General features: G+C 61.2%; 24 protein-coding genes and 5 pseudogenes. 16 read left to right on the forward strand and 13 right to left on the reverse strand.

The window, feature by feature from the left end; translation table 11 throughout:
* Nucleotides 1-125: 125 nt before the first annotated feature.
* A complete protein-coding gene (locus IVB12_RS09900) occupies nt 126-1,679 on the reverse strand; it encodes a winged helix-turn-helix domain-containing protein (protein ID WP_247298273.1) in 1,554 nt (517 codons plus the stop codon).
* Nucleotides 1,680-1,778: 99 nt separating this feature from the next.
* Between IVB12_RS09900 and IVB12_RS09905 the strand changes: the two genes are divergently transcribed.
* On the forward strand, nt 1,779-2,237 hold the full coding sequence (locus IVB12_RS09905) for a cupin domain-containing protein (protein ID WP_247298275.1): 459 nt from the start codon (nt 1,779-1,781) through the stop codon (nt 2,235-2,237).
* Nucleotides 2,238-2,425: 188 nt separating this feature from the next.
* Here the strand turns inward: IVB12_RS09905 and IVB12_RS09910 are convergent, their stop codons facing one another.
* A complete protein-coding gene (locus IVB12_RS09910; protein ID WP_247298278.1) occupies nt 2,426-3,232 on the reverse strand; it encodes a transglutaminase family protein in 807 nt (268 codons plus the stop codon).
* A gap of 191 nt (nt 3,233-3,423) precedes the next feature.
* On the opposite strand from IVB12_RS09910, the gene IVB12_RS09915 reads away from it, so the two are divergent.
* The 6 genes and pseudogenes from IVB12_RS09915 to IVB12_RS09940 form a co-directional block, all read left to right on the forward strand.
* A complete protein-coding gene (locus tag IVB12_RS09915) occupies nt 3,424-3,693 on the forward strand; it encodes a hypothetical protein (protein WP_247279112.1) in 270 nt (89 codons plus the stop codon).
* A pseudogene (locus tag IVB12_RS09920) lies at nt 3,686-4,008 on the forward strand (hypothetical protein). Before IVB12_RS09915 ends, IVB12_RS09920 begins: the two are co-directional and overlap by 8 nt.
* A 56-nt stretch (nt 4,009-4,064) precedes the next feature.
* On the forward strand, nt 4,065-4,244 hold the full coding sequence (locus tag IVB12_RS09925) for a hypothetical protein (protein ID WP_247279123.1): 180 nt from the start codon (nt 4,065-4,067) through the stop codon (nt 4,242-4,244).
* A gap of 860 nt (nt 4,245-5,104) precedes the next feature.
* Nucleotides 5,105-5,323, forward strand: coding sequence for a hypothetical protein (locus tag IVB12_RS09930; protein WP_247298281.1), 219 nt, complete (start codon nt 5,105-5,107; stop codon nt 5,321-5,323).
* A 392-nt stretch (nt 5,324-5,715) separates the two neighbouring features.
* Complete coding sequence (locus IVB12_RS09935; protein WP_247279111.1) at nt 5,716-6,087, forward strand: hypothetical protein; 372 nt, start codon at nt 5,716-5,718, stop codon at nt 6,085-6,087.
* 486 nt (nt 6,088-6,573) lie between these two features.
* A pseudogene (locus IVB12_RS09940) lies at nt 6,574-6,693 on the forward strand (SDR family oxidoreductase); the annotation flags it as partial.
* A gap of 41 nt (nt 6,694-6,734) precedes the next feature.
* Here the strand turns inward: IVB12_RS09940 and IVB12_RS09945 are convergent.
* From IVB12_RS09945 to IVB12_RS09955, 3 genes are all read right to left on the reverse strand, one after another.
* Nucleotides 6,735-6,935 (reverse strand): hypothetical protein, encoded by a 201-nt coding sequence (locus IVB12_RS09945; RefSeq protein ID WP_247298284.1) that lies wholly within the window; start codon nt 6,933-6,935, stop codon nt 6,735-6,737.
* Nucleotides 6,936-6,975: 40 nt separating this feature from the next.
* A complete protein-coding gene (locus IVB12_RS09950; RefSeq protein WP_247298287.1) occupies nt 6,976-7,218 on the reverse strand; it encodes a hypothetical protein in 243 nt (80 codons plus the stop codon).
* Between the two features lie 107 nt (nt 7,219-7,325).
* A complete protein-coding gene (locus IVB12_RS09955) occupies nt 7,326-7,577 on the reverse strand; it encodes a type VI secretion protein (protein WP_247298289.1) in 252 nt (83 codons plus the stop codon).
* Between the two features lie 1,007 nt (nt 7,578-8,584).
* On the opposite strand from IVB12_RS09955, the pseudogene IVB12_RS09960 reads away from it, so the two are divergent.
* The 5 genes and pseudogenes from IVB12_RS09960 (at nt 8,585) to IVB12_RS09980 (ending at nt 14,919) form a co-directional block, all read left to right on the forward strand.
* Nucleotides 8,585-9,523 (forward strand): annotated as a pseudogene (locus tag IVB12_RS09960) (transglutaminase family protein).
* Nucleotides 9,524-9,724: 201 nt separating this feature from the next.
* Nucleotides 9,725-10,639, forward strand: a complete 915-nt coding sequence (locus IVB12_RS09965; RefSeq protein ID WP_247298292.1) for a class I mannose-6-phosphate isomerase — start codon at nt 9,725-9,727, stop codon at nt 10,637-10,639.
* A complete protein-coding gene (locus tag IVB12_RS09970) occupies nt 10,627-12,903 on the forward strand; it encodes a glycosyltransferase family 4 protein (RefSeq protein ID WP_247298294.1) in 2,277 nt (758 codons plus the stop codon). The genes IVB12_RS09965 and IVB12_RS09970 overlap by 13 nt, the downstream gene beginning before the upstream one ends.
* A gap of 47 nt (nt 12,904-12,950) precedes the next feature.
* Nucleotides 12,951-14,249, forward strand: a complete 1,299-nt coding sequence (locus IVB12_RS09975; protein ID WP_247298296.1) for a glycoside hydrolase family 130 protein — start codon at nt 12,951-12,953, stop codon at nt 14,247-14,249.
* A 490-nt stretch (nt 14,250-14,739) separates the two neighbouring features.
* On the forward strand, nt 14,740-14,919 hold the full coding sequence (locus tag IVB12_RS09980; protein ID WP_195790443.1) for a hypothetical protein: 180 nt from the start codon (nt 14,740-14,742) through the stop codon (nt 14,917-14,919).
* 113 nt (nt 14,920-15,032) lie between these two features.
* Here the strand turns inward: IVB12_RS09980 and IVB12_RS09985 are convergent.
* Together IVB12_RS09985 and IVB12_RS09990 are read right to left on the reverse strand one after the other, a co-directional pair.
* Nucleotides 15,033-15,270, reverse strand: a pseudogene (locus IVB12_RS09985) (hypothetical protein).
* A 152-nt stretch (nt 15,271-15,422) separates the two neighbouring features.
* Entirely contained in the window at nt 15,423-16,097 is a 675-nt protein-coding gene (locus IVB12_RS09990; RefSeq protein ID WP_247298299.1) for an SOS response-associated peptidase family protein, read from the reverse strand.
* Nucleotides 16,098-16,707: 610 nt separating this feature from the next.
* On the opposite strand from IVB12_RS09990, the pseudogene IVB12_RS09995 reads away from it, so the two are divergent.
* From IVB12_RS09995 to IVB12_RS10005, 3 genes and pseudogenes are all read left to right on the forward strand, one after another.
* Nucleotides 16,708-16,962: pseudogene (locus IVB12_RS09995) on the forward strand (hypothetical protein); the annotation flags it as partial.
* A 448-nt stretch (nt 16,963-17,410) separates the two neighbouring features.
* Complete coding sequence (locus IVB12_RS10000; protein WP_346015845.1) at nt 17,411-17,827, forward strand: MFS transporter; 417 nt, start codon at nt 17,411-17,413, stop codon at nt 17,825-17,827.
* A gap of 437 nt (nt 17,828-18,264) precedes the next feature.
* Complete coding sequence (locus tag IVB12_RS10005) at nt 18,265-18,462, forward strand: LuxR C-terminal-related transcriptional regulator (protein WP_247298302.1); 198 nt, start codon at nt 18,265-18,267, stop codon at nt 18,460-18,462.
* Nucleotides 18,463-19,463: 1,001 nt separating this feature from the next.
* On the opposite strand, the gene IVB12_RS10010 is transcribed toward IVB12_RS10005, so the two are convergent.
* The 6 genes from IVB12_RS10010 to IVB12_RS10035 form a co-directional block, all read right to left on the reverse strand.
* Nucleotides 19,464-20,300 carry an ABC transporter substrate-binding protein gene (locus IVB12_RS10010; protein ID WP_247298305.1) on the reverse strand — a complete coding sequence of 279 codons (837 nt, stop codon included), beginning with the start codon at nt 20,298-20,300 and terminating at the stop codon, nt 19,464-19,466.
* Between the two features lie 71 nt (nt 20,301-20,371).
* Nucleotides 20,372-20,854, reverse strand: coding sequence for a MaoC family dehydratase (locus IVB12_RS10015; RefSeq protein WP_247298308.1), 483 nt, complete (start codon nt 20,852-20,854; stop codon nt 20,372-20,374).
* A 9-nt stretch (nt 20,855-20,863) separates the two neighbouring features.
* Complete coding sequence (locus IVB12_RS10020) at nt 20,864-22,447, reverse strand: CoA-transferase (protein WP_247298311.1); 1,584 nt, start codon at nt 22,445-22,447, stop codon at nt 20,864-20,866.
* Between the two features lie 16 nt (nt 22,448-22,463).
* A complete protein-coding gene (locus IVB12_RS10025; protein WP_247298314.1) occupies nt 22,464-23,606 on the reverse strand; it encodes an acyl-CoA dehydrogenase family protein in 1,143 nt (380 codons plus the stop codon).
* A 15-nt stretch (nt 23,607-23,621) separates the two neighbouring features.
* A complete protein-coding gene (locus IVB12_RS10030) occupies nt 23,622-23,990 on the reverse strand; it encodes a hypothetical protein (protein ID WP_247298317.1) in 369 nt (122 codons plus the stop codon).
* A 3-nt stretch (nt 23,991-23,993) separates the two neighbouring features.
* The gene (locus IVB12_RS10035) at nt 23,994-25,097 is read right to left on the reverse strand and encodes a LacI family DNA-binding transcriptional regulator (protein WP_247298320.1); all 1,104 of its coding nucleotides are present in this window, start codon (nt 25,095-25,097) and stop codon (nt 23,994-23,996) included.
* Between the two features lie 185 nt (nt 25,098-25,282).
* Between IVB12_RS10035 and dapA the strand changes: the two genes are divergently transcribed.
* Nucleotides 25,283-26,194, forward strand: coding sequence for a 4-hydroxy-tetrahydrodipicolinate synthase (dapA, locus tag IVB12_RS10040; protein WP_247298394.1), 912 nt, complete (start codon nt 25,283-25,285; stop codon nt 26,192-26,194).
* Nucleotide 26,195: the final 1 nt, after the last annotated feature.

Raw genomic sequence — 26,195 nt, forward strand, 5'->3', positions numbered from 1 at the left:
ATTGACTGCATAGGCTGCTCCTCCGAATCGTGGGAGCCTCAAAACGGCGCCCATACCTTGGCACTCTCGTGCCGGTGGAGGAGCCGTCCACAGCATCAACAGCCGACATGCTGATCGCGCTCGCCTCATTCCGGCAGGCCAGCTGCGCGCAGCGCTTTACCAAGTTTCGCAGCCAGTTTAGGCGCGCAGGCAACTCCGGCGAACTGGCTTTTGATGCGGAAGGTAGGCTGCAATTCCAGCACACATCTGGCAGCCGCCCGCGCCTCATCGAACCGCCCGAGCGCGGCGAGGGATGCGGCGAGCTGCACCCACGTGATGCTGTGGGCTGGATTGGCAAGGTTGGATTTGTAGGCTGCACTTGCGGCCTCCGCATAGCGATCCCGACAGAAATGGCCGAGTGCCTGCGCGTCGTAAGCAGCAAAGGCCCATGGATCGAACGGGCTCAAGCGAATGCCGCGCTCGCTCCAGTCGATTGCGCGCTCCGCTTCGCCGGCCCAGCCGGCGACGACGCTGCCAAGGATCCATGCCAGCGCGGTCGACGGACTCAGCGCGAGCGCCGCTTCGAACGCGGCGAACGCTGCCTGCCGGTCGTGAGCATCCATTCCAAGCGAAAAGCCGGCAAAAGTAAGCGCCAGCGCGTCGTCGCGTCCGTGCTCGATTGCAAGACGCGCGTGGCGCACTGACGCCAATCGATCCTCCTCCTTCAGCCCAGCGCGCAGAAAACGATTGTGATGGCTCATCGCGGCAAGGCCATGGGCGAGCGCGTAAGTGGGCTCAAGTGCCAAGGCGCGCTGCAGTTGCGGCAGGGCGGTCGCAGCCCGATCGGGCATGCCGGAGTCTACATCTGGCTGGGCACGTAGCACGAGTTCGTAGGCGTCGAGACTATCGGGACGCTTGCGGCGGATACGCTCGACCTCGGCGCGGCGCAGGCTCGGCTCGATGGCGCCGACCACGGCCAGCGCGATCTCGTCCTGCAAGGCGAACAAATCGCCCACGGTGCGGTCGTAGCGCTCAGCCCAGACATATGCGCCGCCTGCTGCATCCGCGAGCTGCGCGTTAACGCGGACGCGGTCGTCGGCGCGCCGCACGCTGCCCTGTAAGACATACCGCACGCCGAGATCGCGGCCGACCTGCTTCACATCAGCGACGCGGTCGCGCCAGACGAAGCTCGAATTGCGCGCGATCACGAACAGCCACCTAATGCGCGACAGCCCCGTAATGATGTCGTCGACCATGCCGTCGGCGAACCAGGCGGCTTCGCCGGAGTGCTCGAATGGCAGCACAGCAATTGAAGGCCGTTCCGGTACCCATAACGTGGCCGAGTGTCCGGCCCGGTCTGCATTTGTATCAACTCGTGTGACCGGGGGGCCGACATAGCGATAGCCCTGACGCGGTAGCGTTTCGATCCAACCCTCACCGCCGTCCTGCTCGAGCGCGCGGCGAAGGGCCGCGATCTGCACCGTGAGATTGCTTTCCTCGACATTGAGCCGCGGCCACGCTGCCTCGATCAGCGCGTCTTTTCCGACAGGAGACGGGGCGCGCTCCAAGAGGAGGCGCAGTAGAGCAGCTCCTCGCCGGCCCAGCAAGGCGGGCGCATTGCCGCAAATCAGAGCGCCCGTCTCGGCATCGAGTGCAAAGGAGCCGAATTTATAGGTGACTGGTTGGGACTGCTGAGCCATTTCGGGGATATTTTGCAACAATTTCGGAGTTGTTTCACGACCTTTAGACGATGGGAAGACAGGATAAGGCTCCCGATCACACCGGCTGGAGAGCTAGACATGAGTGGAAAGGCGATCATCCGCAGACCAGGCGAGGGCAAATCCGTAAAGCTTGCCGGCCATCCCATGGCATTTCTGGTCACCGGCAACGACACGCGACACACCTCGATGTTCGAGTGGACAATTCCAGCGGGCTTCTCCACCGGGCTACATGTCCACCGCGTGCAGGAGGAGACGTTCTATGTGCTGGAGGGCGAATGCGACTGGCAAGTCGGCAACGAACGCATGTGTGCCACACCCGGCACTTACTTGTTCCTCCCGCCAGGCGTGCCGCACAACATCGGCAACGCTTCGAACAAGATCGCACGCGTGCTCATGACGGTGTCGCCGCCCGGCCACGAGCGCTATTTCGAGGAGTTGGCCGAGACAGTGGCGCGCGGCGGGGCGGCTGACCCCGCAACGATTGCCGAACTACGAGCCCGCTATGACACAGATCAGCTATCGGCACTAACGCGCTAGGCACTGTTTTCACGCCAAAATCTGGAACTCGTTTGACCACGATCGCGTGGTCAAACGTCTCCTTCGGGTCAAAATGCGAAGAACTCAGGGTGAGCAAATCTGGTCCGCGATGCCCCAATAAGCAGACCTGCACCAGACGGGGCGTCACTTCGCTGATGGGCCAATCTCGAAAGTGAGATCATCCTTCGTCACACGATCTCTTCGGTCCAGACCTTGAAGCTGACCAGTGTGTTTGGCCCGAACGTCTGGGTGATCGGCACATCGGAGGCGTCGCGGCCCTGCGCGATCAGGATGCGGCCGATCCTCGGCACGTTGTTGCGCGGATCGAAGGTGCGCCAGTGGCCGCCGAGATAGGCTTCGAACCAGCCGGCGAAATCGCCCGCGGCCCAAGGCTTTGGCGTGCCGATGTCGCTGAGATAGCCCGTGCAATAGCGCGCGGGAATGTTCATGCAGCGGCAGAACGCGACGGCGAGATGGGCGTAATCGCGGCAGACGCCCTTGCCTTCCGCGTAAGCCTCCCACGCCGTCTTGCTGGCGCGCGCATGCTCGTATCCGAACGCGATGTGACGGTGCACGAAATCGCAGATCGCCTGGACCCTTGCCCAGCCCGGCGGTGTTTTCTCGAACAATTGCCAAGCGATTTCCGAAAGCCGCTCGGTTTCGCAATAGCGGCTGCCGAGCAGATAGACCAGGGTATCCGCGGGCAGGTGCTCGACCGCATGCTGAACTGCAGAAGCAAACACCGGATCGGGCAGGCCGCTGTCGCGAACGACGCCATCGGCCGCAAGACGCACACGACCGGCGGGCGCAACCATGCGGCTGCACCAGTTGCCGAACATGTCGCGATAGGGTCCGATCTCGATGGCGGGGTCGGTAGTGAGGAAGTCCGGCACGATCACATCGGACGCGCGCGTGAAGTGTGTGCCCAGCACCATGATCATCGGCGTCGGTTGCGGAAAATCGTAGAGCATTTCGAATCCGACGCGAATCTTCATTCGAAATGCCTTTCAGGCTCCTTACAATTGAAATGGCTACGAAACGAACCAGTACAAGGCTTCGGCCGGGTTATTCGGTCAAATGCGGCCGGCAGCGGAAAAAAGATAGCTAATTGCCGCAAAAGCGCGCACGCTGCGACGATGTCCGCAAAACCTCATGACTTCGCGCGCAGATTCGCCGGGCTGCCGGCATGACCACGCGCACGCGACGGGAAACGGTTCATTTCAGGCATCCCTTCCGCATCAAGGGTATCGACCGGCAGCTCGCATCGGGAGCTTACGAAATCATCACCGACGAGGAGATGATCGAAGGCCTTTCGTTTCCGTGCTTCCGGCGGGTCGCCACCATGATCATGGTGCCCGGCGCGCCGCCGCAACGATCCGCGATGGAGATGATCTCGATCAGTTCGATCGATCTGTCCGACGCGCAACGTATCGATGCGAGTGCGCCGCGTGACTGAGAGCCCGATCGAGTTCGACAAACATCGCGGCATGGCGGCGCAGAAAGCCACCGATATCCGTCGCGTAATCGCCGAACTCGAGGCCGATGCGAAGGTGCTGCGTGACAAGCGGGGCGTTGTCAAATCGAGATCCTCGCCGCACCGGCCACCTCGTGGCTCGAGGCGGTGGCCAAGGCGCGTTACGTGCTCAACCTGTATTCCGCCGGCCTGCCGGCGGCCGACACCCATCACCGCGACCTGGTGTCCGCGGTGCTTGCGGACCTTACCCGACTTTCGGGGAAGAAACCTGAACAAACCAGTGTTTGGCTCAAGTGAGCACTTCATCCTGCCCGTTCCTGCCACGATGGAACGGCCTAACCGAAAGCACCATCATGCAAAAACTCTCGCCTCGTCACGTCATGACAGAAGAATCGCTTCGTCTCGGTGTGGAATCCGGCTGGTACTCGACCAAAGTCAGTGGAACCTTCGTCTCGGGCCCGCATTCTTCCGAAGCCGACTGCTTGCGCAGGATCGCTGAAATCAATCCGCCGACAGCGAAAAAGAAGACCTAAGTCCGCTCTGTTTCGGGAGAAAGGTTTGATGCTCGCGCGCGGCAACATCCGGAGATATGAGGACGAACAGATGGGCCTGCTGTTTTTTATGCTGAACGGCGCTAGGGAAGTGAAAGGCCGTTGATCGCCTCTTGCTATTGTTTGAGACAAGGGACGTTGCCCGAGCGCTCCAAGAAGGTCCGTAAAGCGTAGTTAGCCGATACAGATGCCAATCTCGACGAACGCTATCAGCAGCATCACCATAACCGCCGTGTCCGCTTTGGTGCCAATGATGGATATCGGTAAAGATGAGATCGAATATCGCTGCGCTACTGTCGATGCCAATCAATGTTGATCGTTCGTGTGAGAAGCCGCCAGCCGCGCAATTCTGATCCTGCGGATCGAAACCGTGATTGCGCCGATCTAAAAAATGGCGGAGTGCTTCAATACCGTGTCGATTGCTCGGAATTGACTCGTTACTGGACCGTTAAAAGGCGCAGGGTGCTTTATCACCGTTTCGCGCTTTTGGCTGTTGTCGGTGACTGACAGTGTTGAGCTCCCGCCTTGGTGAAAGGGAGATCCTATGCCCAAGAATACCCCGCCTCCCATCTGCCCGAAGTGCAGCAGGCCTATGCGATTTGTGCTCGTGAAAACGGGAGGACGCAAATTCCGCTGCGTCGATTGCGATGTAACAGGTCTCCTTAAATTGCCGGTGTCACACAGCTTCTCACGGTCGAATTAGCATCCCGAGCTAAATTGCCTCCGTTGGCTATGGCGATGGTCGTCTGGATTTTCCCAAGTGCCCGGCGTGGCGTCCGAATTGTCTCGCTATCTGGTTACAACAAGCGCAACTTGGTTCCGGGGCCTCTGGGAGGTCAGTCATGAGCGGCAATATTCTTAATAGCAATGGCACCCGCGTTGGGGTGGTGGATGGCGCGACCATCTTCAGCCTTAACGGCCAAAAACTTTATCATCTAAAAGGGATCAATATCTATCGACTTTCCGGCGAGTTGGTCGGCCATCTGAACGGGACGCAAGGCTCCGATAAGCGGCTCGATCGTTCCACTGACAAGCTATTCTCCGCCAGAGTCAGTCCTTAAGACCCTGCCACAATGGTGATCGCCGAGACAGCTCTCTGCCTGGCCCATAATCTGGAGGCGGTCATGAACGTCGTCGGGACCAAGCCGCTGAGAGCTGCAATCACGGCCTGAGACCGCGCTCAGAGACGACGGCACTGCTACCTTTGGACTGGAACTAAGAAGGTGCTGTACAGCATCAGGCCAACAGACTATCGTTGAATGGCAAGGTGGCAGGTGTTCGCCTTGAAGCTGTCCATGAAGCGGTGACTTCCGAAGTCGCTGTTCGTCGTCGTAGCGGCAGCTAGCGTGCCATCGGAAGGCGCAATCTCACACAGCTGGATGTTTTGCCAAGCGCGGACGCAAGCGGCGTCTGCGGCTCCGAGCCCGCTTGTGCGCAAAAAAAGGAGACCATCATGAGAATGCCCGACATTTTGCAAGGTGAGGCGCGGACTCGCTTCCTCCAGGGAATCGCTTTCGGCGCTGTTGCGGCGATAACGATCGGATTTTCCTGGGGCGGCTGGGTCACCGGCGGTACCGCCCAAACCATGACCACAATGGCGGAGACCAACGGTCGGATGTCTGTCCTGGTCCCGATATGCGTCGCTCAGTTCACAGCGGCCGACGGCGCCGTCGCCAAGTTCAAGGCGGCGGGCTCCTATTCAAGGGACAACGTCATCGGCGAATTTGTGAAGACCGTTGCCTCCACGAGTATGGACTATTCAATCGCCAGGGCGTGCGCAGTCGGCGTAGAAGCTGAACTCTCAAAGACGGCCACAAAGAGCTGAGCGGTCGCTTCGCCAAGAAAGGGTCCAGCGAAATGAGCGCTCTCCGGTCCGGACGGCCTTCCTACTTTGTATATGGCTTGTTGGCCGTCATCCTATTCGGCGGTTATGTGCTGCTCATTGGCTTTCAAAACGACAATTCCGCAACCGTGGCCCCGACTCTGACACTCAATCGTTGACGCCTCGCGCGGTTTTTCATTGGGAACCACACGGGCACGTCCACGCCGGCAAGTGAATCCGCCGCCTCGTTTGTCTGGAAGGCTACGCAGGCGGCGACCCATCGGCTTGCTTCCGATAGCGTACATCGGTGCCCGCTCCGAGAATGTTCGCTTGCGGTCACAAGCGGCAGTCCGGTCGTTCTGTTTGTCAGGTCCGGTTCTCCTCTGAGAGCGGCCTATGCGGCCCCTCGTAGTCAGTTCGGCTGAGGGCCAATGAGCCGACAATGACCGCAATGGACGCGCTTCACTTCCGATCGCGAACCATTCCCATCATTGGGGCGAGCCGGAAGATCTCGCCGCGCTTGCGATGTGTCTGGCGTCACCGGTGGCGCGGTACATAACGGGCACGGTGATTCCGGTGAATGGCGGTTTGCGGCGGTATCAGTTCTAGGGCGGACGAGTCGAACGCCCGCGACGAGACCTGGGCGTGGCTTAACTTCCTGACGGGCTGGACATCTCTCCGCTTATCGCGCGGTCCAAGGCGTCGATGAGTGTTTGTAGCTCGACGAATTTGTTGCGTGCACGCTCGGCCTTGTCGCGATCGAAGGGAGCGGCCAGCACGGTCGCATGCGCGTCCCTATCCTCGATCATGCGACTACGGGCTGTCTTCAGTGTTTTTAGTCGAGCGCTCATCAATATTCGCCTTCTTGTCGCTTTGATCCGAACCGAAGCCTCAATTGAAAGCCGCCGGTAGCTCACCCTTGCGAAAGATGACTGTAGGCTCATCGTCATAGTCGCCCATTTCGGGATCGCCATTTGACGAGAACGCAACGACAGCAAGCTTGCTCAACGCGAGCCGCTCCGCCGTTCGGAGCGCGGCACTTTCTGTTTTGCAGGCTATCGGAGAGTCCGGCTTCAGATGTCCGCCCTTGCCGGCGTTGAATGCCTGCACGATGTAGATTGTTTCGCGGGCCACAAAGGCTCCTTTGACTGCTGACAAACGCGGGATGACGCCAACGACCGCGCCGGCTCGCTTCGCCGCCCTCCCTGTCTCGCACTCCCACTACTGCGGTGTCGCAAATCTCAGCAGCCGCGACAGATATTCTTCAGCTTCGCTGCGGTTAGGGCCTCTTCCGCGGCGAACGGGTCCTTGTATGCCGCTCGCGATGCGTCGCTCTCGACCGTCACAGGCGCCTTGATTTTCGGAGGAAAAGCGGCGTCATAACAGGCGAGACGTCCGCTGGTGTTCTCGATCGTGCGGCAGTCGAGCTCCCGGGCGAGAGCGTTTTGCGCAAAAGTGCAGAGCGCAAACACCGCAAGAGACATCTTCATCATGTGCCTTTCCGAACAACACTCATGAGGTTCATGCGGTCTCACGCTTCGAGCTGATCGAACTCATCGGACAACAGGATACGGCCTCGCGGCGTGCAAATCCGCACGTCCGAATAACCCCTATCCAGGAGCTCATTCGCCTTCTTCAAGGCCGCAGCGGTTGTATCGTGGCCAAAATTGACGCGGCCCGATTGATGGTCCCCGCTGACCAGGAATTGCAGCTGTGTCGCCCTATCCATGCAGGACGGCCGCCACGAACACCAGGAACAAAAGAAAGAGCGGAACGATCACCGGCGGCACGATCCAGTCGACCAGACGAAAACGCGACATGCGCACTCCTCCTCTTCGGCGGGAGCGCTCGTCACCCTCAGTCACCGGTCGAAGCCGTGGGAAGGGCGGTGATGTCGCGACCCTACGCTTCCCCAGTGGGAATAGCGAGCTCTAAAACGCGGCCGCCGTCGGCGGATTCCTGCAATCGATGCGCCCGTCGTGGCGCGCCGGCACTTGAGAGTACATTGTCGCCAATGAACGGCCTCGGCTCGGAGCGTCGGCGCGCAAGACGCGCGCCGCGCGACCCGGAGGCCGGAGCACCGTCGAGGTCCCGCCGAAATCTCTGCGCTCTTGAACGCCGATCAATTCAGGTAGAAAGACTACCGCACCTCCGCGTCGACCGTTGGCGGGAGGCAATCGTGCGCAGGAGACTGCTGTTTGCCAACTCAGCCGTTTTATTGCCGGTTGATGGACAGCAGCGCGAACAAGGCAGAATCACCCTGAGTTTGAGCAGCCTCCCGCGTAGTCTCAAAACCCGCCGCGATCTCTGTTGTACCGTCTGAAACGTTCCACTTCCAACGTCGCTGACCGGATAGCGACACGGCGACGTCAAGCAAGCGAACTGGGGATTTGGCCATAACAGCAATATGAGCCTGAGTTCCGCAGTTGCAAGTGCGCCGTGCGCCGAGATCGCCTAGTCTGTCTCGGACTGCTCGTAGGCGTGGATATTGGAGCTCCCGTTGGTTGCGCTTCGAATTCAACACAAAACTACCTATCGTTTCCGCGGGTTGGTGAGCCTTGCACCACACCGCTTGATGCTTCGTCCACGCGAAAGTCGCGACCTTCGTCTCGCATCGCAGAACCTGACGATAAAGCCGGTAGCGGTGCCGGCATGGGCACATGACGTCTTCGGCAATGCGGTCGCTGTGGCCACGTTCACGGCCATGACCGATATGCTCATCATCGACAGCGTGGCGAATATCTCGCTCGACACGGCTGATTGGCCGGTTTTCGCCATCGCCGCTTCGGCGATCTTCTATCCATTCCGCTACTCCGCCGACGAATGGACCGACCTCGGAGCGCTGACTATCGCGCAATATCCCGATCCAGCCGAGCGGTTGCAAAACTGGGCAAGAGGTTTCGTCCGCAGCAATCCGACCGATACCCTTTCCCTGCTCGAGGACCTGAATGCCGGTGTCGCGCAACGCATCCAGTATCAGAGCCGTGAAGTTGAGGGCACCCAATCGCCCAACGAGACGCTCGATCGTGGCTGGGGCTCGTGCCGCGACTTCGCGGTGTTGTTCGCAGAAGCCGCACGCAAGCTCGGCTTCGGTACGCGCGTCGTGTCGGGTTATCTGCACGATCCGAACCAGGACCTGCTGGGTTCGGCCGCAGCGGGCTAAACTCACGCCTGGGCCGAGGTTTTTGTCCCCGGAGCGGGCTGGATCACCTTCGACCCAACCAACCGCAGCATCGGAGGCCGCAATCTGATCCCCGTTGCGGTCGCTCGCGATATCAGCCAGTGCACGCCGGTGTCAGGGAGCTTCTTTGGCAGCACTGACAGCTTTCTGAACATGGATGTGAAGGTATTGGTCACCTCAATGACCGAAGATAGTCATATCTATCCAGCAGGAAAGAGTGCACAGTCGGTGACGATTTCGTCGTCCGTCGAACGATGATGCCAATCTGGACGTCATCCTTCGCAGAACTGGCTTGCGGAACTGAGCTGCCATGCGAGCCGCCGTGAACGGCGTTGGCAGCGAACGCCATTAGCGCAACCACATCACCGAGGCCAAGCCCACGCGGCCCTCCTTCTCGAAGAGAGAGCGGCGCCTGAATGCGAGTGGTACGGCTTGCGCCGCATAGGCCAGGGAGACCGAGTGTCGATCGAGCGCGCCATTGTAGAGGCCCGACGCAAGCCGTGGGGGAGCCGCAACTTGCTTCCCTGGAGCGACATCGCCGCCAGTGACGATCCAATCGGCGAATTATGGTTTCGGCGCGCGGGCGCGACTTCTCCGGAAAGCGTGCTGCTGCTCAAACTGCTCTTCACGACCGAGCCGCTGTCCATTCAGGTTCATCCCGACGATACGTTCGCCCGATCGATCGGTCTAGCCAATGGCAAGACCGAGGCGTGGTACATTCTTTCGGCCGCGCCCGGTGCCCGGGTTGCCATCGGATTGAAGCGTTGGCTGTCATCGGCGGAACTGCGAACCGCCATTACTGATGGCTCGATCGGTGACCTGGTGCAGTGGCGTCCGGTTCACTGCGGCGACGCTATTTTTGTTCCCGCCGGCACTATTCATGCGATCGGCGCGGGCATCGTTCTTGCCGAAATCCAGCAGCACAGCGACGCCAGTTTCCGCCTTTTCGACTATGGGCGGCAGCGTGAGCTGCATCCCGACAATGCCGTTGCCGCGGCAAAGGCGGCGCCAGCACCGCGTCAATGGCCTTCGCGAAAACTAAATGAGACGCGAACGGCCCTCGTCACCAGTGCCCATTTCTTCCTTGAAAAAATCGATCTTGTCGCCGGCTCGGTCTGGACTCTCGATGCCCGAAACGAGGCGTGGATTGTCTTGATTAAAGGGCAAGGCCAGATCGCAGCAGCGACAATGTCCGGTCAGGCCGTCTTTATCGAGGCGGATCAGCTTAGGATCGAAGCCGGCCCCGACGGCCTGACGGCGCTTCTCGCCTATCCAGGCCCAGATGCAGATTCAGTTGCACTCGTTGAGCACTACCCAGACATGCCCGGGCATCCCCGGCCGAAAACGGAGGAATTGCAAACGTGGTGGCGCTAAATCGGGTCGCATTCATCGGCAATTCGCTGCCTCGCCGATGTGGCATAGCTACGTTCACTACCGATCTTCAGCACGCTGTCGCTGCCTCGCGGCCTGGTCTGGAAACGGTCGTCGTCGCGATGACCGACCACGGCCAGGCCTATGACTATCCTTCTGCAGTTGGATTTCAGATCAACGACGACCGGCCGGAGGACTATATGCGTGCGGCAGAGTTCTTGAACCGCAGCCGCTTCGACGTTGTTTCGCTTCAGCATGAGTTTGGCATTTTCGGCGGCGGCTCCGGCAGTCACATCCTGGCCCTGCTGTCGCGCCTGAATATGCCAGTCGTGACCACACTCCATACCGTGCTTGCCGAGCCGACCAAGGTGCAACGCGAAGTCATCGTCCGGATTTCCGACATATCGTCCAAGATCGTGGTGATGGCCGAAAAGGGCCGCGAATTGCTGAGAACCGTTTATCAGGTGGCCGACGAAAAGATCGAGGTCATCGCGCACGGAATTCCGGAATTCGCGTTCGTTGAACCGGACGAGGCCAAGGCTAGGCGAGGTTTCAGCGGCCGGTCGGTCATTCTTACTTTCGGCCTTCTGTCGCACAACAAGGGCATCGAAGTCATGATCGACGCCATGCCCGCGATCCTGAAAAGCCGTCCGGATGCGGTCTATGTCGTGCTCGGCGCGACCCATCCGAACCTGATACGCGACCAAGGCGAGGCCTATCGCGACAGCCTCGTGGCGCGTGTCCGTAAGCTCGGTATCGACAAGCACGTCGTGTTTCTTGACCAGTTCGTCGACCAGCCGACGCTGCTCGATTTTATTTCGATGTGCGATGTCTATGTGACGCCGTATCTAAACGAAGCTCAGATGACGTCGGGCACGCTGGCTTACAGTTTTGGCTTGGGAAAGGCGGTCGTCTCCACGCCATACTGGCATGCGCGCGAGCTGCTGGCCGACGGCCGTGGTATTCTGGTTCCGTTTGGAGATACCGCGGCCACTGGCCATGAAATAGCGAAGCTGCTGACCAACGCGGTGTTGCGGCAGGCCATGCGTAAGCGCGCCTATTCGAGCAGCCGTCCCATGACGTGGGAACGGACAGCCGAATGTTACGTGTCGACGTTCGACAATGCCGGTCGCAGGCATCGTTTAAAGTCTATCGTGCGCTCGGACACCAGCACGCTGCTGCGCGATAGCCGCGCGCCACCGGAAATGCGCATCGGTCATTTTCTGTCGATGTGCGACGACACCGGATTGTTCCAACACGCCGTACATTGCGTGCCGGATCGCTCCCATGGCTATTGTGTCGACGATAACGCTCGCGCGCTGCTGCTGGCGTGTGCGCTCAACATTCCCGGCGAGGAACGATTGGCGGAAGTGTTGACGGCCCGGTTTGCCGGCTTTGTCCAGCACGCGTGGAATCCCGACACAAAGCGGTTTCGCAATTTCATGGGCTTTAACCGCTGCTGGCTGGAGAAAAGCGGCTCGGAAGACAGCCATGCCCGGACCTTATGGGCTCTCGGTGTGTGCGCGTTGACCGACGCGAATCTGTCACGGCGGAAATGGGCTGCGGCGCTGTTCGCCGAGGCTGCTCGGAGTGTGGAAGCCTTTCGCTCGCCGCGTGCCTGGGCTTTCGTCCTGCTCGGGCTCGACGCCTATTGTGCCGCCGTCCCTGGCGACGCGGGCGCCGCCGATCTCCGGCTTCGCCTGGCGGATCGGTTGATTGCGATCTTCAATGCGGTCGAGACACAGGACTGGGTTTGGTTCGAAGAAGGCCTTGCCTACGATAACGCCCGTTTGCCGCAAGCCCTCATCCTGACCGGCATGGCGACCAAGAGTGCCGTCTATCTGGACGCCGGCTTGAGATCGCTGCGCTGGCTGGTGAAGCAGCAGACTGCCGCGAGCGGTCAATTCCGGCCCGTCGGCACCGCAGGTTTTGGCGAGACGCGCCGGAAGCCGAGGCCGTTCGATCAACAGCCGCTCGAGGCTACGGCCACCATCGCCGCCTGTCTCGCGGCGTGGCGAGCCGAGCATGATGTCGAGTGGAAAGCCGAAGCCGCGCGTGTGTTCGCATGGTTCCTCGGCAGCAACGATCTTTCGACTTCCTTGGTCGATCTGGAAACCGGCAGTTGCCGCGACGGCCTGCATCCGGACCGTGCGAATGAGAACTGCGGCGGGGAATCAGTCGTGTCGTATCTGCTCGGCCTCTGCGAAATCAGGCAACTCGCCCGCCTGAGTGAAAGCCGCGTGCAGCCCGCGCCGCTGGTTGCCTGACGGCTTTCGATCATTTTCCCTCTCCTTGAAAACAATCCGAGGATGCTTTGTCGCAATCTCCATTCCTGAACCGTCAGGCGCTTTATTTGCGGCCCGATCCGACACGGGTCATCGTGCGCCCTTTCAAGCCGGCGACCGAGCCGCGCGATCTCAACCCGACGGACAAGACCCGTGCGAACCACATCGTCGATCGGGTTCTGGCACTCGGCGCCGATGCGGCAGCCCGCCAACTCGAAGATGTTCTTGAGAATTTCCTCGGCCGGCACCGCAATTTGCTGCGGGCCTTCGAGGCACGCGCCGACGAAATGGAAGATGCGTTGGTCGTCCACGCCTCGTTCACGCAAACGCAACGTCAATTGGTCGGTGCCTATTTTCTCAACGAGTATTCGTTCGAAGCGTCTGCCTTGTTCAACCCGAGTATTGTAGCGCATCCCGATCAGTCCGGCGCTCCTCCCGGTGCGTTACGCTTCATCCTGAGCCTTCGTGCCGTCGGCGAAGGCCACATCTCGTCGCTGACCTTTCGGTCCGGAATGATCGCGGCAGACGGCGCGGTCAGCGTCGATCCAACGACGCGCCTGGCCTCGAGCCCTACCATTCTCGTGCAGACGCAGGGGCCCGCCGGATACGATGTCGAGGTTGCTTTCCAAAGCGGCGAAGATATCAGCGAACGGGTCATCTTTCCCATTACCGCATCTCAGTCGAATGGCATTGAGGATGCACGCTTCGTGCAGTTCAACGATGGCGAACGACAGATCTACTACGCGACCTACACCGCCTATAGCGGTAGGGCGATCAGGTCGGAGCTAATTGAGACGTCCGATTTCGTGTCGTTCAGGCTGTCCACTCTGAAGGGCAGCGCCGCTCGCAACAAGGGCATGGCGCTCTTCCCGCAGAGGATCGGCGGCCGGTATGCCATGATCGCCCGGCAAGACAATGAAAATCTCTATCTCATCTATTCCGACGACCTCTATACATGGAACGATGGCGGCCACGCGCTTCTGAAACCCGAATTCCCGTGGGAGTTCGTGCAGATCGGCAATTGCGGATCGCCGATCGAACTGGATGAGGGCTGGCTGTTGCTGACCCACGGTGTCGGGCCGGTTCGGAAATATTCGATCGGGGCAGCGTTGCTGGACAAGAACGATCCCTCGAAAGTACTTGCGCGCCTGCATGAACCCTTGCTTCGACCCGACCCGTCCGAACGTGAGGGATATGTCCCAAATGTCGTGTACACATGCGGCGCGTTGCGACATCACGACAAGATCATTTTCCCCTACGCCGTCTCGGATACATTCTCAAACTTCGCGACGATCAACATCGCCAGTCTGATGAACACCATGGAATGAACGATATTTTGTTGTAAAAGCAGAGATTGCAAATGGCCAACTGAGAACCGCGGATCAGTAAATGATCGCTGCAACGTGAACGGCGGAGCGGCTCTCATCTGGTTTCGAAATAGAAGAGTCATGCTTCCAGAAAGCGGCATCCGTCGGCGCATGTCCGTGAAGGGCTCAGAAGCGGAACGGCAACAGGATGTATCGCATTGCATCACAGTACGGCCCGCGTTAGAGCAGCCGTAGGTTTAGAGGTAAATCCATGTCATACGCCTACAAGCTGAATGAAGACGTTCGCCATCAGCCACAAGGGCCACAAGGACGTGCTGCTACTGAGCGTCCAATGATTTACACCATCGTTCAACATATGCCCATCGAGGCAGATGGACGTATTAGATACCGCATCAAGTGCAAATCGGAGAAGATCGAGCGAGTCGTTACGGAAGATCAGCTTTCGTATTCTCAGTGATCTGGCGCGCTTTTTGACGGTAGGAGTCTAGTCATGCTGAACGATCGCGAAAATATCCTGAACGCGCTCCGCGAAAAACCACTCAAAGTCTACGAAGTCATGAGACGCGCCAACATCGTGAATGAAGAAACTTGCCAATCCCTCCTGTTGAAGATGCGAGACGAAGGGTTGGTGAAGTTCGATATTCACAAAGGGCGATGGCTCATCGGATGATATTCGAGAAAGTGCGGCGACCGTCCAGCATTGATCACTGGAGACTCGCCCCGGCGATCAATAACATGCTCGAACTTGTTGAGCAGGGTCTAATTCGGAGCGCTGCGCGGGACTCAGTGGTCTTGCGGAAGACATTCCGGGCAAGTGTCGCCGATCGAGTCCAACACGTCCCGAATCTCAGCCGCCGCTTGATCGGGAGACAGGCCGGGCGGCGGATCTTGTCTCGCGATATCAGGGCTCGGTCACGGGCGTGCGGGTCGGCACGGTCCGCTTCCATCCATGCTCCTCGCACTCGCGGATGGCGCCAGCGTCCTGCAGCGCGGAAATCGCGCAGCCGCCTAGGGTCCAAATCGCCGGCCGTCTTTACTTCGTCATCAGCATATAGATCGCTCCTGCCGGGACGAATCCTTCCCCCTCGCTCGTTCCAGGCGGTTAGCAAGTGGCAGGGATTACGGATCGCTGGGCACGGGCTTGTCCACGTATTCCGTGGGTCTGTGCAGAACCTATGTGGCCGGCGCTGGGTCTTCCTTCTCGCCGGTGGCGACAATTTTAAGGGTCCCGTCAGGAAGCGGCCTTTGCAGCGCGTTGGCTTCCTCCCAGGGGGCTCGGAGCCAGATGTCGTATTCTTCCGCTGCCGTCAGAATCACGGGCATTGCTTTCGGGTGGACGCGTTTCACCTCCGCATTCGGCTCGCAGGTCAGGAAACCGAAGATATCGGTGTTCACTTCGCCTTCCTTGGGCTTCCGAACCGATGTCCAGTTCGTCCAGATGCCCCCGAAGGCGACGAGGGGCCGAGACTCGTCGAGGGCGAACCACACGGGCACCTTCTTCCCCTCAATCGTGTCGTACTCGGAAAACGACGTCAGCGGGACGAGGCAGCGATTGCCCGGCCCGAGCCACCGCTTCCAATGGCTGCTGGTATTCCGGATGTTGGTCGTGCCGCTGTCCGGCTCCATCCGGAGCAATTCCTTGAAATCGACGGTCTTGCCCTTAGCCTGTAGCTTCTCGGCCCGCTTCTTCGTCGCGTCCATGAGCGCTTTCGACGACGACGGCATGCCCCAGCGGGCAAGCGCGAGCTCCCGGCCGTCGGCACCCGTCCGGACGATCGGCGCCTTGTAGTCCGGAAAGACGCCGGGCATCGGCGCGAGATTGCCGACGTAGCCCGGCCGTTTCTCCATCGAGCTTGCCATCGGCCCGAACGAGAAAGGCCGCAGTGACGAAAGGTACTACCTCCCTAACCAGGGCGCACGCGATATGAAGCTCAACATCGAAGAGCGGTGGTTCTGCGCGGAACATATGCGCGCGATAGAAGACGTCTTGCGAGCCACGATCGGTCGTCTGCAGGGAGAGCACGGCGTGGCACCAATCGTAATTGCCTAGAAATGACCCGCGCTGAACTCAGGGATCTCAGTCACGCGATTGGCAGACGATTGTCGATCCCCGACATGGCGAACGCCTATGGGCTCGCGCCGGGCGAACCGGGCTGACCGCTAGCGCAAGTGGGAGGCGAAGCAGGACCGAGCTGGTGGGTTGCGGCACTTTCGACTATCAGCGCCGTGTGATGACGTTCAGCGCGCTGCCACTGTGCGCCTCCAGGACCAAAGAGCTTCCCGTTCATTGGGCTCGCTCACGGCTCCCTGGGCGTGATCTTCGCGCCCGTGAACCGCTAGGTTTCGAGGTGCAGCGCGAGAGCGCGCCCTACCTCCATCAAGAAATCCTTCGGAAGGGACTTGGTCCGATTGCGCTAAGTGGTCATAGACGTTGCACGATCGAGCAATCGCTGATTCTATGCCCCTCCTGTCAGACGGGGGCTGCAACGTGACGGAACTGAACTTCAAGGGCAAGGAATTCGTCTACAACCATCATTTGGCGGTGCCCTTCCGTCCGCTGGAGCCGCATCCGAAGAAAGGCATCGGCCCAGTCGCGCTCGACGGCAATCTGATCATCCACGGCGACAACTTGCACGCCCTCAAGGCGCTCTTGCCGATGTACGCGGGGAAGGTGGACTGCATCTTCATTGACCCGCCCTACAATACCGGGAACGAGGGCTGGAGCTACAATGACAACGTCAACGCCCCGATGATCAAGGAGTGGCTTAACGCCAAACCTGCTGTACCGCAAGGCGTCACCTCACAGGTGCCGCCTTCGCAGATGATCCAGAAGGTACCGCCTCCGCCTCCGTCTCCTGGCATTGGTGGTGGTATCATGCGCGGCGGCTTCGGCCCGCCGCAGATCAACATCAACGGCAGCAGCCACGATCCGGAGGCGCTGGCCACGCTGGTACAGCGCCGGATCGATGAGTCGATGAACTGGCGCACGCACGATACGGATCGTATTCCGGGTAGATCACCATCCTTCAAGCTCTTCGCGGTGACTACCTTGAGTCGTGCATCCTTGAACTCCAGCATGTCTTGCTCTGTCACACGACCCGCATCATCGTGACCGAGATGCTTGACCAGCCGGTCGATCGCTCCCTTGCGCGCTGGAGTGCCTGACACTGCCCTTCTTCGGGGCACTGTCGGACCGGATTGGCCGTCGCACCGTCTATGTCGGCGGCATGCTGTTCCAGGTGGCACTCGCGCTCGTGTTCTTCCAGATGCTCAACACCGGACATACCGGCATGATCTGGCTCGCGATCGCGCTCGGTCTCGCGCTCGGCCATGGCTCGGTCTATGGCGCGCAAGGCGCCTATTTCTCGGAGCTGTTCCCGGCGCGCATCCGCTACAGCGGCCTCTCGTTGGTGCAGCAGCTTGGTCCGATCCTCGGCGGCGGCCTGTCGCCCCTGATCGCGACTGCGCTGCTTGCCGCATACGGCTCGCCGTCCTGGGTTGCCGGCTACATGGCCGCTATGGCGTTGTTCTCGGCCGCCTGCACATTTGGTCTCCGCCCGCTTCGCGCGGGCGCCTGAGCCCGCTTTTCGCTCTCGAAATCACCCGTCCTACTTCGGGTGCGGCTGGCGTTGGCCGAAGGCCGGCTGTCTGACGTGCGGGCCATTTCGCAACATAGGTGTGACTTTTCCCAACGGGCAGGTGCACAACTATCGCTTGATACGCTGGAACATCATCCTGGCATTGGCCCACCTGCGGGAAGGCGACGAGCGGGCAGCCGTCCGTAACCTCAGGAGAGCATTCAGCAACGCGGTTCGAGGCCGGGTACGTGCGACAGTTCTCGACGCAGGAATGCCCATTGTTGAGCTCCTCCGCAAAGTTGCCGCCGTATGTCCACGGGATCTTCACTCGGAAACTACGTTCGCCTCCGAGACCAGAGGCGCGAGGCGGCCCGAGTTGAAAGATCGCTTCGTCTCCCGCTCTTCTATGGGCGCTTTGGACATTACCGGCAGTGTAAATGGGGCTCTCGTCTCGAGGGCAGCTGGAGCTATTGCAGCTCATTTCGTCGGGGCTATCGAATCGCGAGATAGGCGATGCTATGGGAATGACCGAGAGCACAGTTAAATGGTATCTTCAGCAGGTTTATGACAAACTGGGCGTCCGTCGTCGTCATCTGGCTCTGGACAAGGCGCAACGGATTGGCCTCATCGCCTGAGGTTGCGATTGCTGTCATTTTCGATCAAATAGAAAGGCATCCAACTCCGGGGCGCGGACACGTTCGATGACGAGCTCATCACGGTAGCGGCTTCAGATGCCCGTTACCCTTATTGGCATTACCCAGCGAGACGCCGTCTTGTACCACTACTTGCGAGTCCGGTGGCAAACGCTTGACGCGACGAGTCTCCGAGGAGGACCTGACGCAGGAGCGCATCGCGGGGCCGGCATCATGATGGAGCAGGCGCGGCTGACCAATGCCGCGAATGCGATGGACACCATCGGCAACCGCATGGCGAAGACGGAAATCGCGATAGCCAAGTTCGGCGAACATCGCTGATAGTTCATCGACGGGGCATCTAGGCGCGCAGTAGAGACGATCGTACCAGGATTTCGGCCTGGCCGCAGCTTACGGCACCGCGGCTGCTCCGGCTCGCCGAGCGGCCCGACGAAGTTCATCGCAATTAGTTCGCAGGGTTAGAGCTGCAAAGATAAGCGAACTGCCGAGCCTAGAAGCGGCCGCTCTTCACTGATCCGGGACAAGGTCACAATGGATTGCGCAAAATGACTGTGAATAAAAAGTGCCGGAAGTACCTGCCAACGCCAGATCCACAGGGCAGGTTCAAGTCGGCGCTACCACCAGATAGCGAAATTAGCCCAAATCGCGATCGTTTGCATGCGAACGGCGAGTCTGTAGACGGCTAGATGTTTGGCTGTTAGCCATTTGATTCGCAAAGAGCCGACTTGGGCTCAGTTGGGAACAACTCTGTCGAAAAATCAACACTGACACCGTGTCAATTTCGAGCCTGCCGAGCGTCCACCAAAGCGAGATCCGGTACTTATAGCTGATCGTAGAGTGTCGGTCCGACATATCGGAAACACTGAGTCAGCTGCTGTTGCGACAGCCGGATGCTATCGGCTCTTTCCTAAGTCCCTAAGCAGCATTTCCCGCTCGCGGCGTTTTGCGATCGCTACCGCTCATGGGAAATGACATGGCCTCCTTCAATTGGTCGGGCCCTCGCCGCGGATCGCGAAGGTAAGGGTCTTCAGCTTGGTCATGCCGAACTTGTCGAACAGCTTGTCATAGGTGCCGTCGGCGCGGATCGCAGTGAGGGCATCGGCGACGGCCTGGGCGAGCTGCTTGTCGCGGAAGGCGAACGTGATGTCGGTGCCGGCGATGTCGCGGACCCAGATCTTTGCGATGCCCTTCTGCTCGAGCGAGTTGGCGGTCTCGTTGATGTTGAGCGCGGCCTCGAGCTGCCCGGCGCGCAACGCCGCCGAGGTGGCGGTGACGGTGGTGAAGGTGCGCAGCTCGATCGGCTTGAGGCCCTTGGCCTCCATCGCGGTGCTGAACTCGCGCGCCTTGCGCTCGGTGTAGGTCGCCGATTCCACGCCGACGACGCGGCCGGCGAGATCCTCGAACTTTTCGAGCTTCAGGCTCGAGAAGGGATCGGTGTAGATGCTGATCGCCTGCTGCGCATAAGGCACGAGGTAGAGCATCTTCGAGCGCTCCTCGGTCCAAAACAGGCCGGTGTTGATGGCATCGAACCGTCCGGAGCGCAGCGCCGGGATCATCGGCGGGAAGTCCATGCGCAGGAACACCGGCTCAACGCAGATGCGCTTGGCGATCTCGCGAGCGAGCTCGACATTGAGGCCCTGTAGTTCGCCCTTGTCGTCGACGAATTGCTGCGGCGGCAGCGTCGGGTTGATCGACATCTGCCATTTCGGCGCCTCGATCAGGCTCGACGCCGAAACCTTCGGCGTGCAGGTCTGGGCACCGGCGGCCTGCGTCAGGCCGGCCAGAAGAACGAGGGCGGAGAAGATTTTGGGAAATCGCATCTGAATACTCCGATCAAATCGTGGGTGGCAGAGGAGCCGTTCTCCGGTCCGAAGTCTTCTTCATTGTCTCGTCATGTGGCCGCCGCAGCATCAGCTTGCCGGGTCAGGATCAGCGAGATGTGGCGCGCCGCGGTCACCACCTCGTCGCGCTGGTTGAGGAGGTCGAGCGTCTCGACGACGATGCCGCGCGCGGGGTTTTTGGTCGGCCGCTTCTCGACGAAGCGGAAGCGCACCCGCAAGCTATCGCCGGCGACGATGGGACCCTTGAATTTGACCTCGTCCCAGCCGAGCGAGGCGACCGAGGTCTCCTCGTACAGCTTCAGCTCCGACTTCAGTCCTTCCATCAGAGACAGGCCGAACAGGCCATGGCCAATCACCGCGGGAAAGCCGCGGGAGCGCGCATAGGCGCCATCGACATGGAGCGGATGATGATCGCGCGTGACGTCGGCGAAGACTGCGATGTCGGCCTCCGTCACGGTGTGCACGGCGGTCTCGAACTCCGCGCCGAGCGCGATGTCCTCGTAGCGGAGATTGATCGGGGCGCTCGTGTCCATGGTAATCCCTCAGGCGACCCTGCGTGGCCGCGCCGGGAGGGCCCCAAAACTCTGCGCGATGCCCATCGGCCCGGAGCGGAAGATGCGCGGGTCCATGTCTTTCAGTTGCGGGCTGATGCGCGGCTTGAAGCCCATATGGGCGAGGATGTCCTGCTCCAGCCGCGCGCCCGGCGCGATCTCGGTCAGGGCCACGCTGCCGTTCTCCAGCTCGAACACGGCGCGCTCGGTGACGTAGCTGACATGCTGACCGCGCTGTGCGGCAAGAGAGGCGCTGAAGCTGATCTGGCCGACTTGTGGGACGAACTTGCGGAAAGCGCCGTCGCGCCGGATCGCGAGGCGGCCGTTCTCGACACCGATGTCGAACTTGCCGCCGGTCATGGTGCCGCTGAAGATCAGCCGCTTGGCATTCTGGGTGATGTCGATGAAGCCGCCGGAACCGTCGCGGCGCTCGCCGAAGCGGGTGACGTTGACGTTGCCCGCCTCGTCCACCTCGGCGAAGGAGAGGAAGGCGCAGGAGAGGCCGCCGCCGTCATAGAAGTCGAACTGATAGGCCTGGTCGAGAATGACGCGCGGATTGATGGCGGTGCCAAATTCGCGGGCATGACCCGGCACGCCGCCGACGACGCCGGATTCCACCGTCAGCGTGATCAGGTCGGAGATGCCTTCCTCGGCCGCGACATTGGGAATCATCGCGGAGATGCCGACGCCGAGATTGACGACGTCGCGCGGGCGCAATTCGAAGGCGGCGCGGCGGGCGATCACCCGCCGCTCGGTGAGCGGATCGGGCGTGATCATCGCCTCTGGAACCCGCGTCTCGCCGCAGCGCGCGGGATCATAGGCGGTGCCGTAGGTCTGCATCTGCTCGGGCTCGAGCACGACGTGGTCGATCAGGAAGCCCGGAATCTTCACCATCTGCGGATGGATCGAGCCGCGCTTCACGACGCGCTTGACCTGGCAGATCACGGTGCCGCCGGCATTGTGCACGGCCTGCGCGATCGACAGATCCTCGCGCGTCGTGCCCTCGTGCTCCATGCTGATATAGCCGTCCTCATCGGCCGAGGTGCCGCGGATGATGGCGACGTCGGGGGGAGCGGGGACGCGATAGAGCAGCCAGGACTGGCCGTGTAATTCGAGCAGGTCGACCAGCGGCGCGGTGGTGCGCTTGTTCATGCGCCCGCCATCCTGGCGCGGGTCCATGTAGGTGTTGAGGCCGACATGGGTTAGCACGCCCGGATGCTTCGCGGCCATGGCACGGCAGAGCTGGCTCATTACGCCTTGCGGGAAATTATAGGCGTCGATCAGCTCGTCGCGGACGAGGCGCATGAACGGCACCTGAAGCCCGAAATTGCCGCCGATCACGCGTGCGATCATGCCTTCGTGTGCGAGATGGCAGATGCCCTTCTCGGTCACAGCGCCGACGCCGGTGATGTTGATCAGCGTCAGATTGTGCGGGCCCTGACCACTGACGAAGCGCCGTTCCAGCGCGTCGAGGATGGATTCGGCAACGCCGGTGCCGCCATTGCCGCCGACGATCAGCGTGTCCGCGTCGCGGATCAAACCGGCTGCCTCTGCCGCGGTGATGATGCTCAGCATGACGGCGCTTCCCGCATCACGCGGCCTCCTTCTCGACTTGGCGGGCGATGATCAGCCGCTGGATCTGGTTGGTGCCCTCGTAGATCTGGGCGAGGCGGACGTCGCGGAAGATTCGCTCGATCCGATACTCGCGCGAATAGCCGTTGCCGCCATGGATCTGGAGCGCGTTGGAAACGTGCTTCATCGCCATGTCGGTGGTGAACAGTTTGGCCTGCGCCGCTTCCTTGGCGATCGGCTCGCCGGCATCGTGCAGGCGTGCGGCGTGGTGGATCAGGAGCCGCGCCGCCGCAATGTCCGTCGACATGTCCGCGAGCATGAATTGCACCGCCTGGTAACCGATGATCGCCTGGCCGAACTGCTTGCGGTCGCGGGCGTATTTGGTGGCATCCTCGAATGCCGCCTGCGCCATGCCGAGCGCCATCGAGGCCATCATCAGCCGGCTGAAGTTGAAATTGCTCATGGCCATCTTGAAGGCCTGGTTCTCCGGTCCCATCACGCTGTCGGCGGGCAGGCGCACGTCCGAGAAGGTGATCTGGCAGTCGTTGAGCCCGTGCATGCCGAGCAGCTCTTCGTTCTTGCCCCGGGCGATGCCGGGCAGGGCGCCGTCGACCAGCAGGCAGGAGATGGCGCGGTGGCCGGCATCCGCGCCGGTACGCGCAAACACCATGATGCGATCGGCAACACCGCCGAGCGTCACCCAGGCCTTGGTGCCGTTGAGCCGCCAGCCATTGCCTTCGCGCACCGCATTGGTGCGGATGCCCGCGACGTCGGAGCCATGATCGGGCTCGGAGACGGCGGTGGCGGGAATGATGTCGCCGCTCAGGATCTGCGGGATCAGCGCCTTGTGCGCGTCGGTGCCGTGATGGTCGAAGAACAGCGCGGCCTCGACCGGAATGGCGAAGGCATTGGCGACCGCGCCGGAGCAGCGCGCCAACTCTTCCATCGCGATGCAGGCCGCGACCGCATCGAACCCGGCGCCGCCGGCGCCTTCGCGCAGGCAGATGCCGAACAGGCCGAGGTCGGCCATGCCCTTGTAGAGGGTGCGGTCGAAGCGGTCCTCGCGGTCGATCGCGGCCGCGCGGGGCAGGATCTCGCCTTCCGCGAAGCGGCGGGCGGTCTCGCGCAGGGCTTTCTGGTCTTGGGAGTAGAAGCGGTCCATGGCGTGTGGCTCCCGTCAGTCGCTGGCGAGCTTGGAATCGTGAGCGACCTCGCTTCGGTCGCGATCGAGGAAATAGACGGCGACGTCATCGCTAGGCACTCCATAGGCGCTGCACACGCCGCGGGTCAGTGCGACGGCGGCAGCCCGGCGCTCAGCCTCGCTGCGCCGGAACGCGTGCACCTTGAGCAGGATACGCTGGCCGGCGCCCTGCGGTCCGAATTCGCCGGCATGAGCGTAATCGTCGGGCGAGATCGGCAGGAAATAGAGAGTGACGGTATCGGCGGTCACACCGAATGCCGTCATCAGGCCGTCGGTCAAGGATTTGGCCAGCGCGGCCTTGCGCTGGTTTGGGACTTGCGGGGCGAGCACTTCGACATAGGGCATCGATCAGACCTTCGCGGGCTTGGTCGCAGACGATTTGGATTTGGAAGCGGATGACTTTGTCTTGCCGGCCTTGGCGGCGCCTGCGGATTCGATCCGCCGGCAGGAGTCGCGCTGCACCAGTCGCGCGCCGACGCGATATTCGCGAACGCCGTCCTTGCCGTTGCCCTTGCTATTTCCCTTGGCGTCCATGCGATGCAGCAGCCGGTCAACGGCGAGATTGGCAAGGTCGCGCGCGCCGTTGTCGACGATGCTGATGGCCGGGCGGTGCCATTCGAACCACGGCATGTCCTCGTAGCAGAGCAGCGAGAGGTCGTCGGGGATCGCGATGTTCCGCTCCGCCGTCACGCGCAGCACACCGAGCGTCGCCTCGTGATTGGCGACGAAGATCGCGCTGGGCGGGCGGGGGAGGTCGAGCAGCTTGCGGGCGCAGGTTGCGCCGGTCTCGGGGACGAAATGGCCGGCATGGATCAAGGTGTCGTCGACGGGAATGCCGGCTTCGCGCAGCGCGCGGATATAGCCGGACAGTCGCTCGCGGCCGGACGTGGTGTCCTGCCGGCCGACAATCAGCCCGATGCGCTTGTGCCCAAGCTCGATCAGATGCCGCGTGCCGAGATAGGCGCCCTGCGGATCGTCGGCGAGCACGGTCTCGAGGTCGGTTGCGTCATCGCGCCGCACCAGGCAGACGATCGGGACGTCCTTCGACAATGTCTTCAGTTGCGCGGCGTTCTTGCCGGTGGGCACGACGATCAATCCGTCGATGCGGTGGTCCACCAGCGTGGTGAGCGTGTCGCTCTCCTGCTGCGCGTCGTCGCCGCCGATGCACAGAAGCATCTGATAACCCAGCGCCTTCAGGCGCGCCTGCACCACTTCGGCCATCACCTGGAACGAGGCGTTGGTGAGATTGTGGACCAGCAGCGCCACCAGCCGCGACTGCCCGGTCTTCAGGCCGCGCGCAATCGGGTTGGGCCGGTAGCCGAGCTCGCGCGCGATGCGCGTCAGGCGTTGCTGCGTGCGCTCACTCGTCAGCCCGGTTCCCGTCAGAGCTCGGGAAGCAGTGCTGACCGAAACGCGGGCCGCCTGTGCCACATCTTTGAGCGTGACGCTCATCAAACCTGCCGATAGAGTGCAAACGATTGCAAAAAAGTTAAAAGCTAAATCCGCAGGGATCAAGCTTAAAAATTGGATGGTGGTGCCCAATGCAGAGCCAGTTACGCAATCGTTTGCATAAGCGATGCGGATATGCCGCAGCAGGCGCGCCGCTCTCTGCGCTCACGCGATGACCCGGCAGCTCTCTGATGAAGACATTTCGCGGCACCTATACCGTCATGATCACCCCGTTCACGCCGGCGGGCGACGTCGATGTCGCCGGCTTGCGCGCCTTCGTCGACTGGCAGATCGCGGAGGGAATTCATGGGCTGATCCCGCTCGGCTCGACCGGCGAATTCCTGTCGCTGGACGACGACGAGAAGGCGCTTGTTGCCGAGGTCGTCATTAGCCAGGCGGCCGGGCGCGTGCCCGTGCTGATCGGCACCGGCGCGGAAGATACGCGCGAGGTGGTGCGCCTCAGCCGCCGTGCCGAAAAACTGGGCGCCGACGGCGTCATGATCATTCCGCCGTTCTATTCGACGCCGACCGACGACGAGCTCGTGCACCACTACAAGACGGTGGCCGACGCGATCTCGCTGCCGATCATGGTCTACAACAATCCGGCGACCGCCAATGTCGACCTCAAGCCGCAGCTGGTGGCGCGCCTCGCCGACATCGACAACTGCCTCTATATCAAGGAGTCGACGCTGGAGGTGACGCGCGTGCGCGACATCATTCGCCTCTGCGGCGACAAGATGACCGTGTTCGGCGGCATTCTCGGCTTCGAATCCTTCGTCGAGGGCGCGCAGGGGTGGGTCGCGGTCGCCTCCAATGTGGTGCCGTCGCAGATGGCGCGCATCTTCAGCCTCGTCGCCGATGACGATGCGATCAAGGAGGCGCGCGAGCTCTATCTGAAATATCTGCCCGTGATCGAGTTCGTCGGCGGCCAGGCCTATGTCGCCGGCAGCAAGGCCTTGCTCGGCCATATGGGTTTTGCCGTCGGCCATCCGCGTCCGCCGCGACTGCCGCTGCCCGCCGCGCAGGACGCAGCCGCACGGGCGCTGGTCAGGCGCTTCGGGCTTGCCTGGCCGAGCGCGCTATCGCGAGTAAGCGCATGAG

It is taken from the genome of Bradyrhizobium sp. 179, from assembly GCF_023073535.1.
GTDB lineage: Bacteria > Pseudomonadota > Alphaproteobacteria > Rhizobiales > Xanthobacteraceae > Bradyrhizobium.

Excerpts from the sequence above, each read along its gene's own strand:
- IVB12_RS10035 (WP_247298320.1), bottom strand. The coding sequence starts at position 25,097 with ATGAGCGTCACGCTCAAAGATGTGGCACAGGCGGCCCGCGTTTCGGTC.
- IVB12_RS10030 (WP_247298317.1), bottom strand. The coding sequence starts at position 23,990 with ATGCCCTATGTCGAAGTGCTCGCCCCGCAAGTCCCAAACCAGCGCAAG.
- IVB12_RS10015 (WP_247298308.1), bottom strand. The coding sequence starts at position 20,854 with ATGGACACGAGCGCCCCGATCAATCTCCGCTACGAGGACATCGCGCTC.
- IVB12_RS10010 (WP_247298305.1), bottom strand. The coding sequence starts at position 20,300 with ATGCGATTTCCCAAAATCTTCTCCGCCCTCGTTCTTCTGGCCGGCCTG.
- IVB12_RS10020 (WP_247298311.1), bottom strand. The coding sequence starts at position 22,447 with ATGCTGAGCATCATCACCGCGGCAGAGGCAGCCGGTTTGATCCGCGAC.
- IVB12_RS09915 (WP_247279112.1), top strand. The coding sequence starts at position 3,424 with ATGACCACGCGCACGCGACGGGAAACGGTTCATTTCAGGCATCCCTTC.
- IVB12_RS09910 (WP_247298278.1), bottom strand. The coding sequence starts at position 3,232 with ATGAAGATTCGCGTCGGATTCGAAATGCTCTACGATTTTCCGCAACCG.
- IVB12_RS09905 (WP_247298275.1), top strand. The coding sequence starts at position 1,779 with ATGAGTGGAAAGGCGATCATCCGCAGACCAGGCGAGGGCAAATCCGTA.
- IVB12_RS09980 (WP_195790443.1), top strand. The coding sequence starts at position 14,740 with ATGCTGAACGATCGCGAAAATATCCTGAACGCGCTCCGCGAAAAACCA.
- IVB12_RS09990 (WP_247298299.1), bottom strand. The coding sequence starts at position 16,097 with ATGGAGAAACGGCCGGGCTACGTCGGCAATCTCGCGCCGATGCCCGGC.
- IVB12_RS09935 (WP_247279111.1), top strand. The coding sequence starts at position 5,716 with ATGAGAATGCCCGACATTTTGCAAGGTGAGGCGCGGACTCGCTTCCTC.
- IVB12_RS10005 (WP_247298302.1), top strand. The coding sequence starts at position 18,265 with ATGGGGCTCTCGTCTCGAGGGCAGCTGGAGCTATTGCAGCTCATTTCG.
- IVB12_RS10025 (WP_247298314.1), bottom strand. The coding sequence starts at position 23,606 with ATGGACCGCTTCTACTCCCAAGACCAGAAAGCCCTGCGCGAGACCGCC.
- IVB12_RS09900 (WP_247298273.1), bottom strand. The coding sequence starts at position 1,679 with ATGGCTCAGCAGTCCCAACCAGTCACCTATAAATTCGGCTCCTTTGCA.
- IVB12_RS09955 (WP_247298289.1), bottom strand. The coding sequence starts at position 7,577 with ATGATGAAGATGTCTCTTGCGGTGTTTGCGCTCTGCACTTTTGCGCAA.
- IVB12_RS09925 (WP_247279123.1), top strand. The coding sequence starts at position 4,065 with ATGCAAAAACTCTCGCCTCGTCACGTCATGACAGAAGAATCGCTTCGT.
- IVB12_RS09945 (WP_247298284.1), bottom strand. The coding sequence starts at position 6,935 with ATGAGCGCTCGACTAAAAACACTGAAGACAGCCCGTAGTCGCATGATC.
- IVB12_RS09930 (WP_247298281.1), top strand. The coding sequence starts at position 5,105 with ATGAGCGGCAATATTCTTAATAGCAATGGCACCCGCGTTGGGGTGGTG.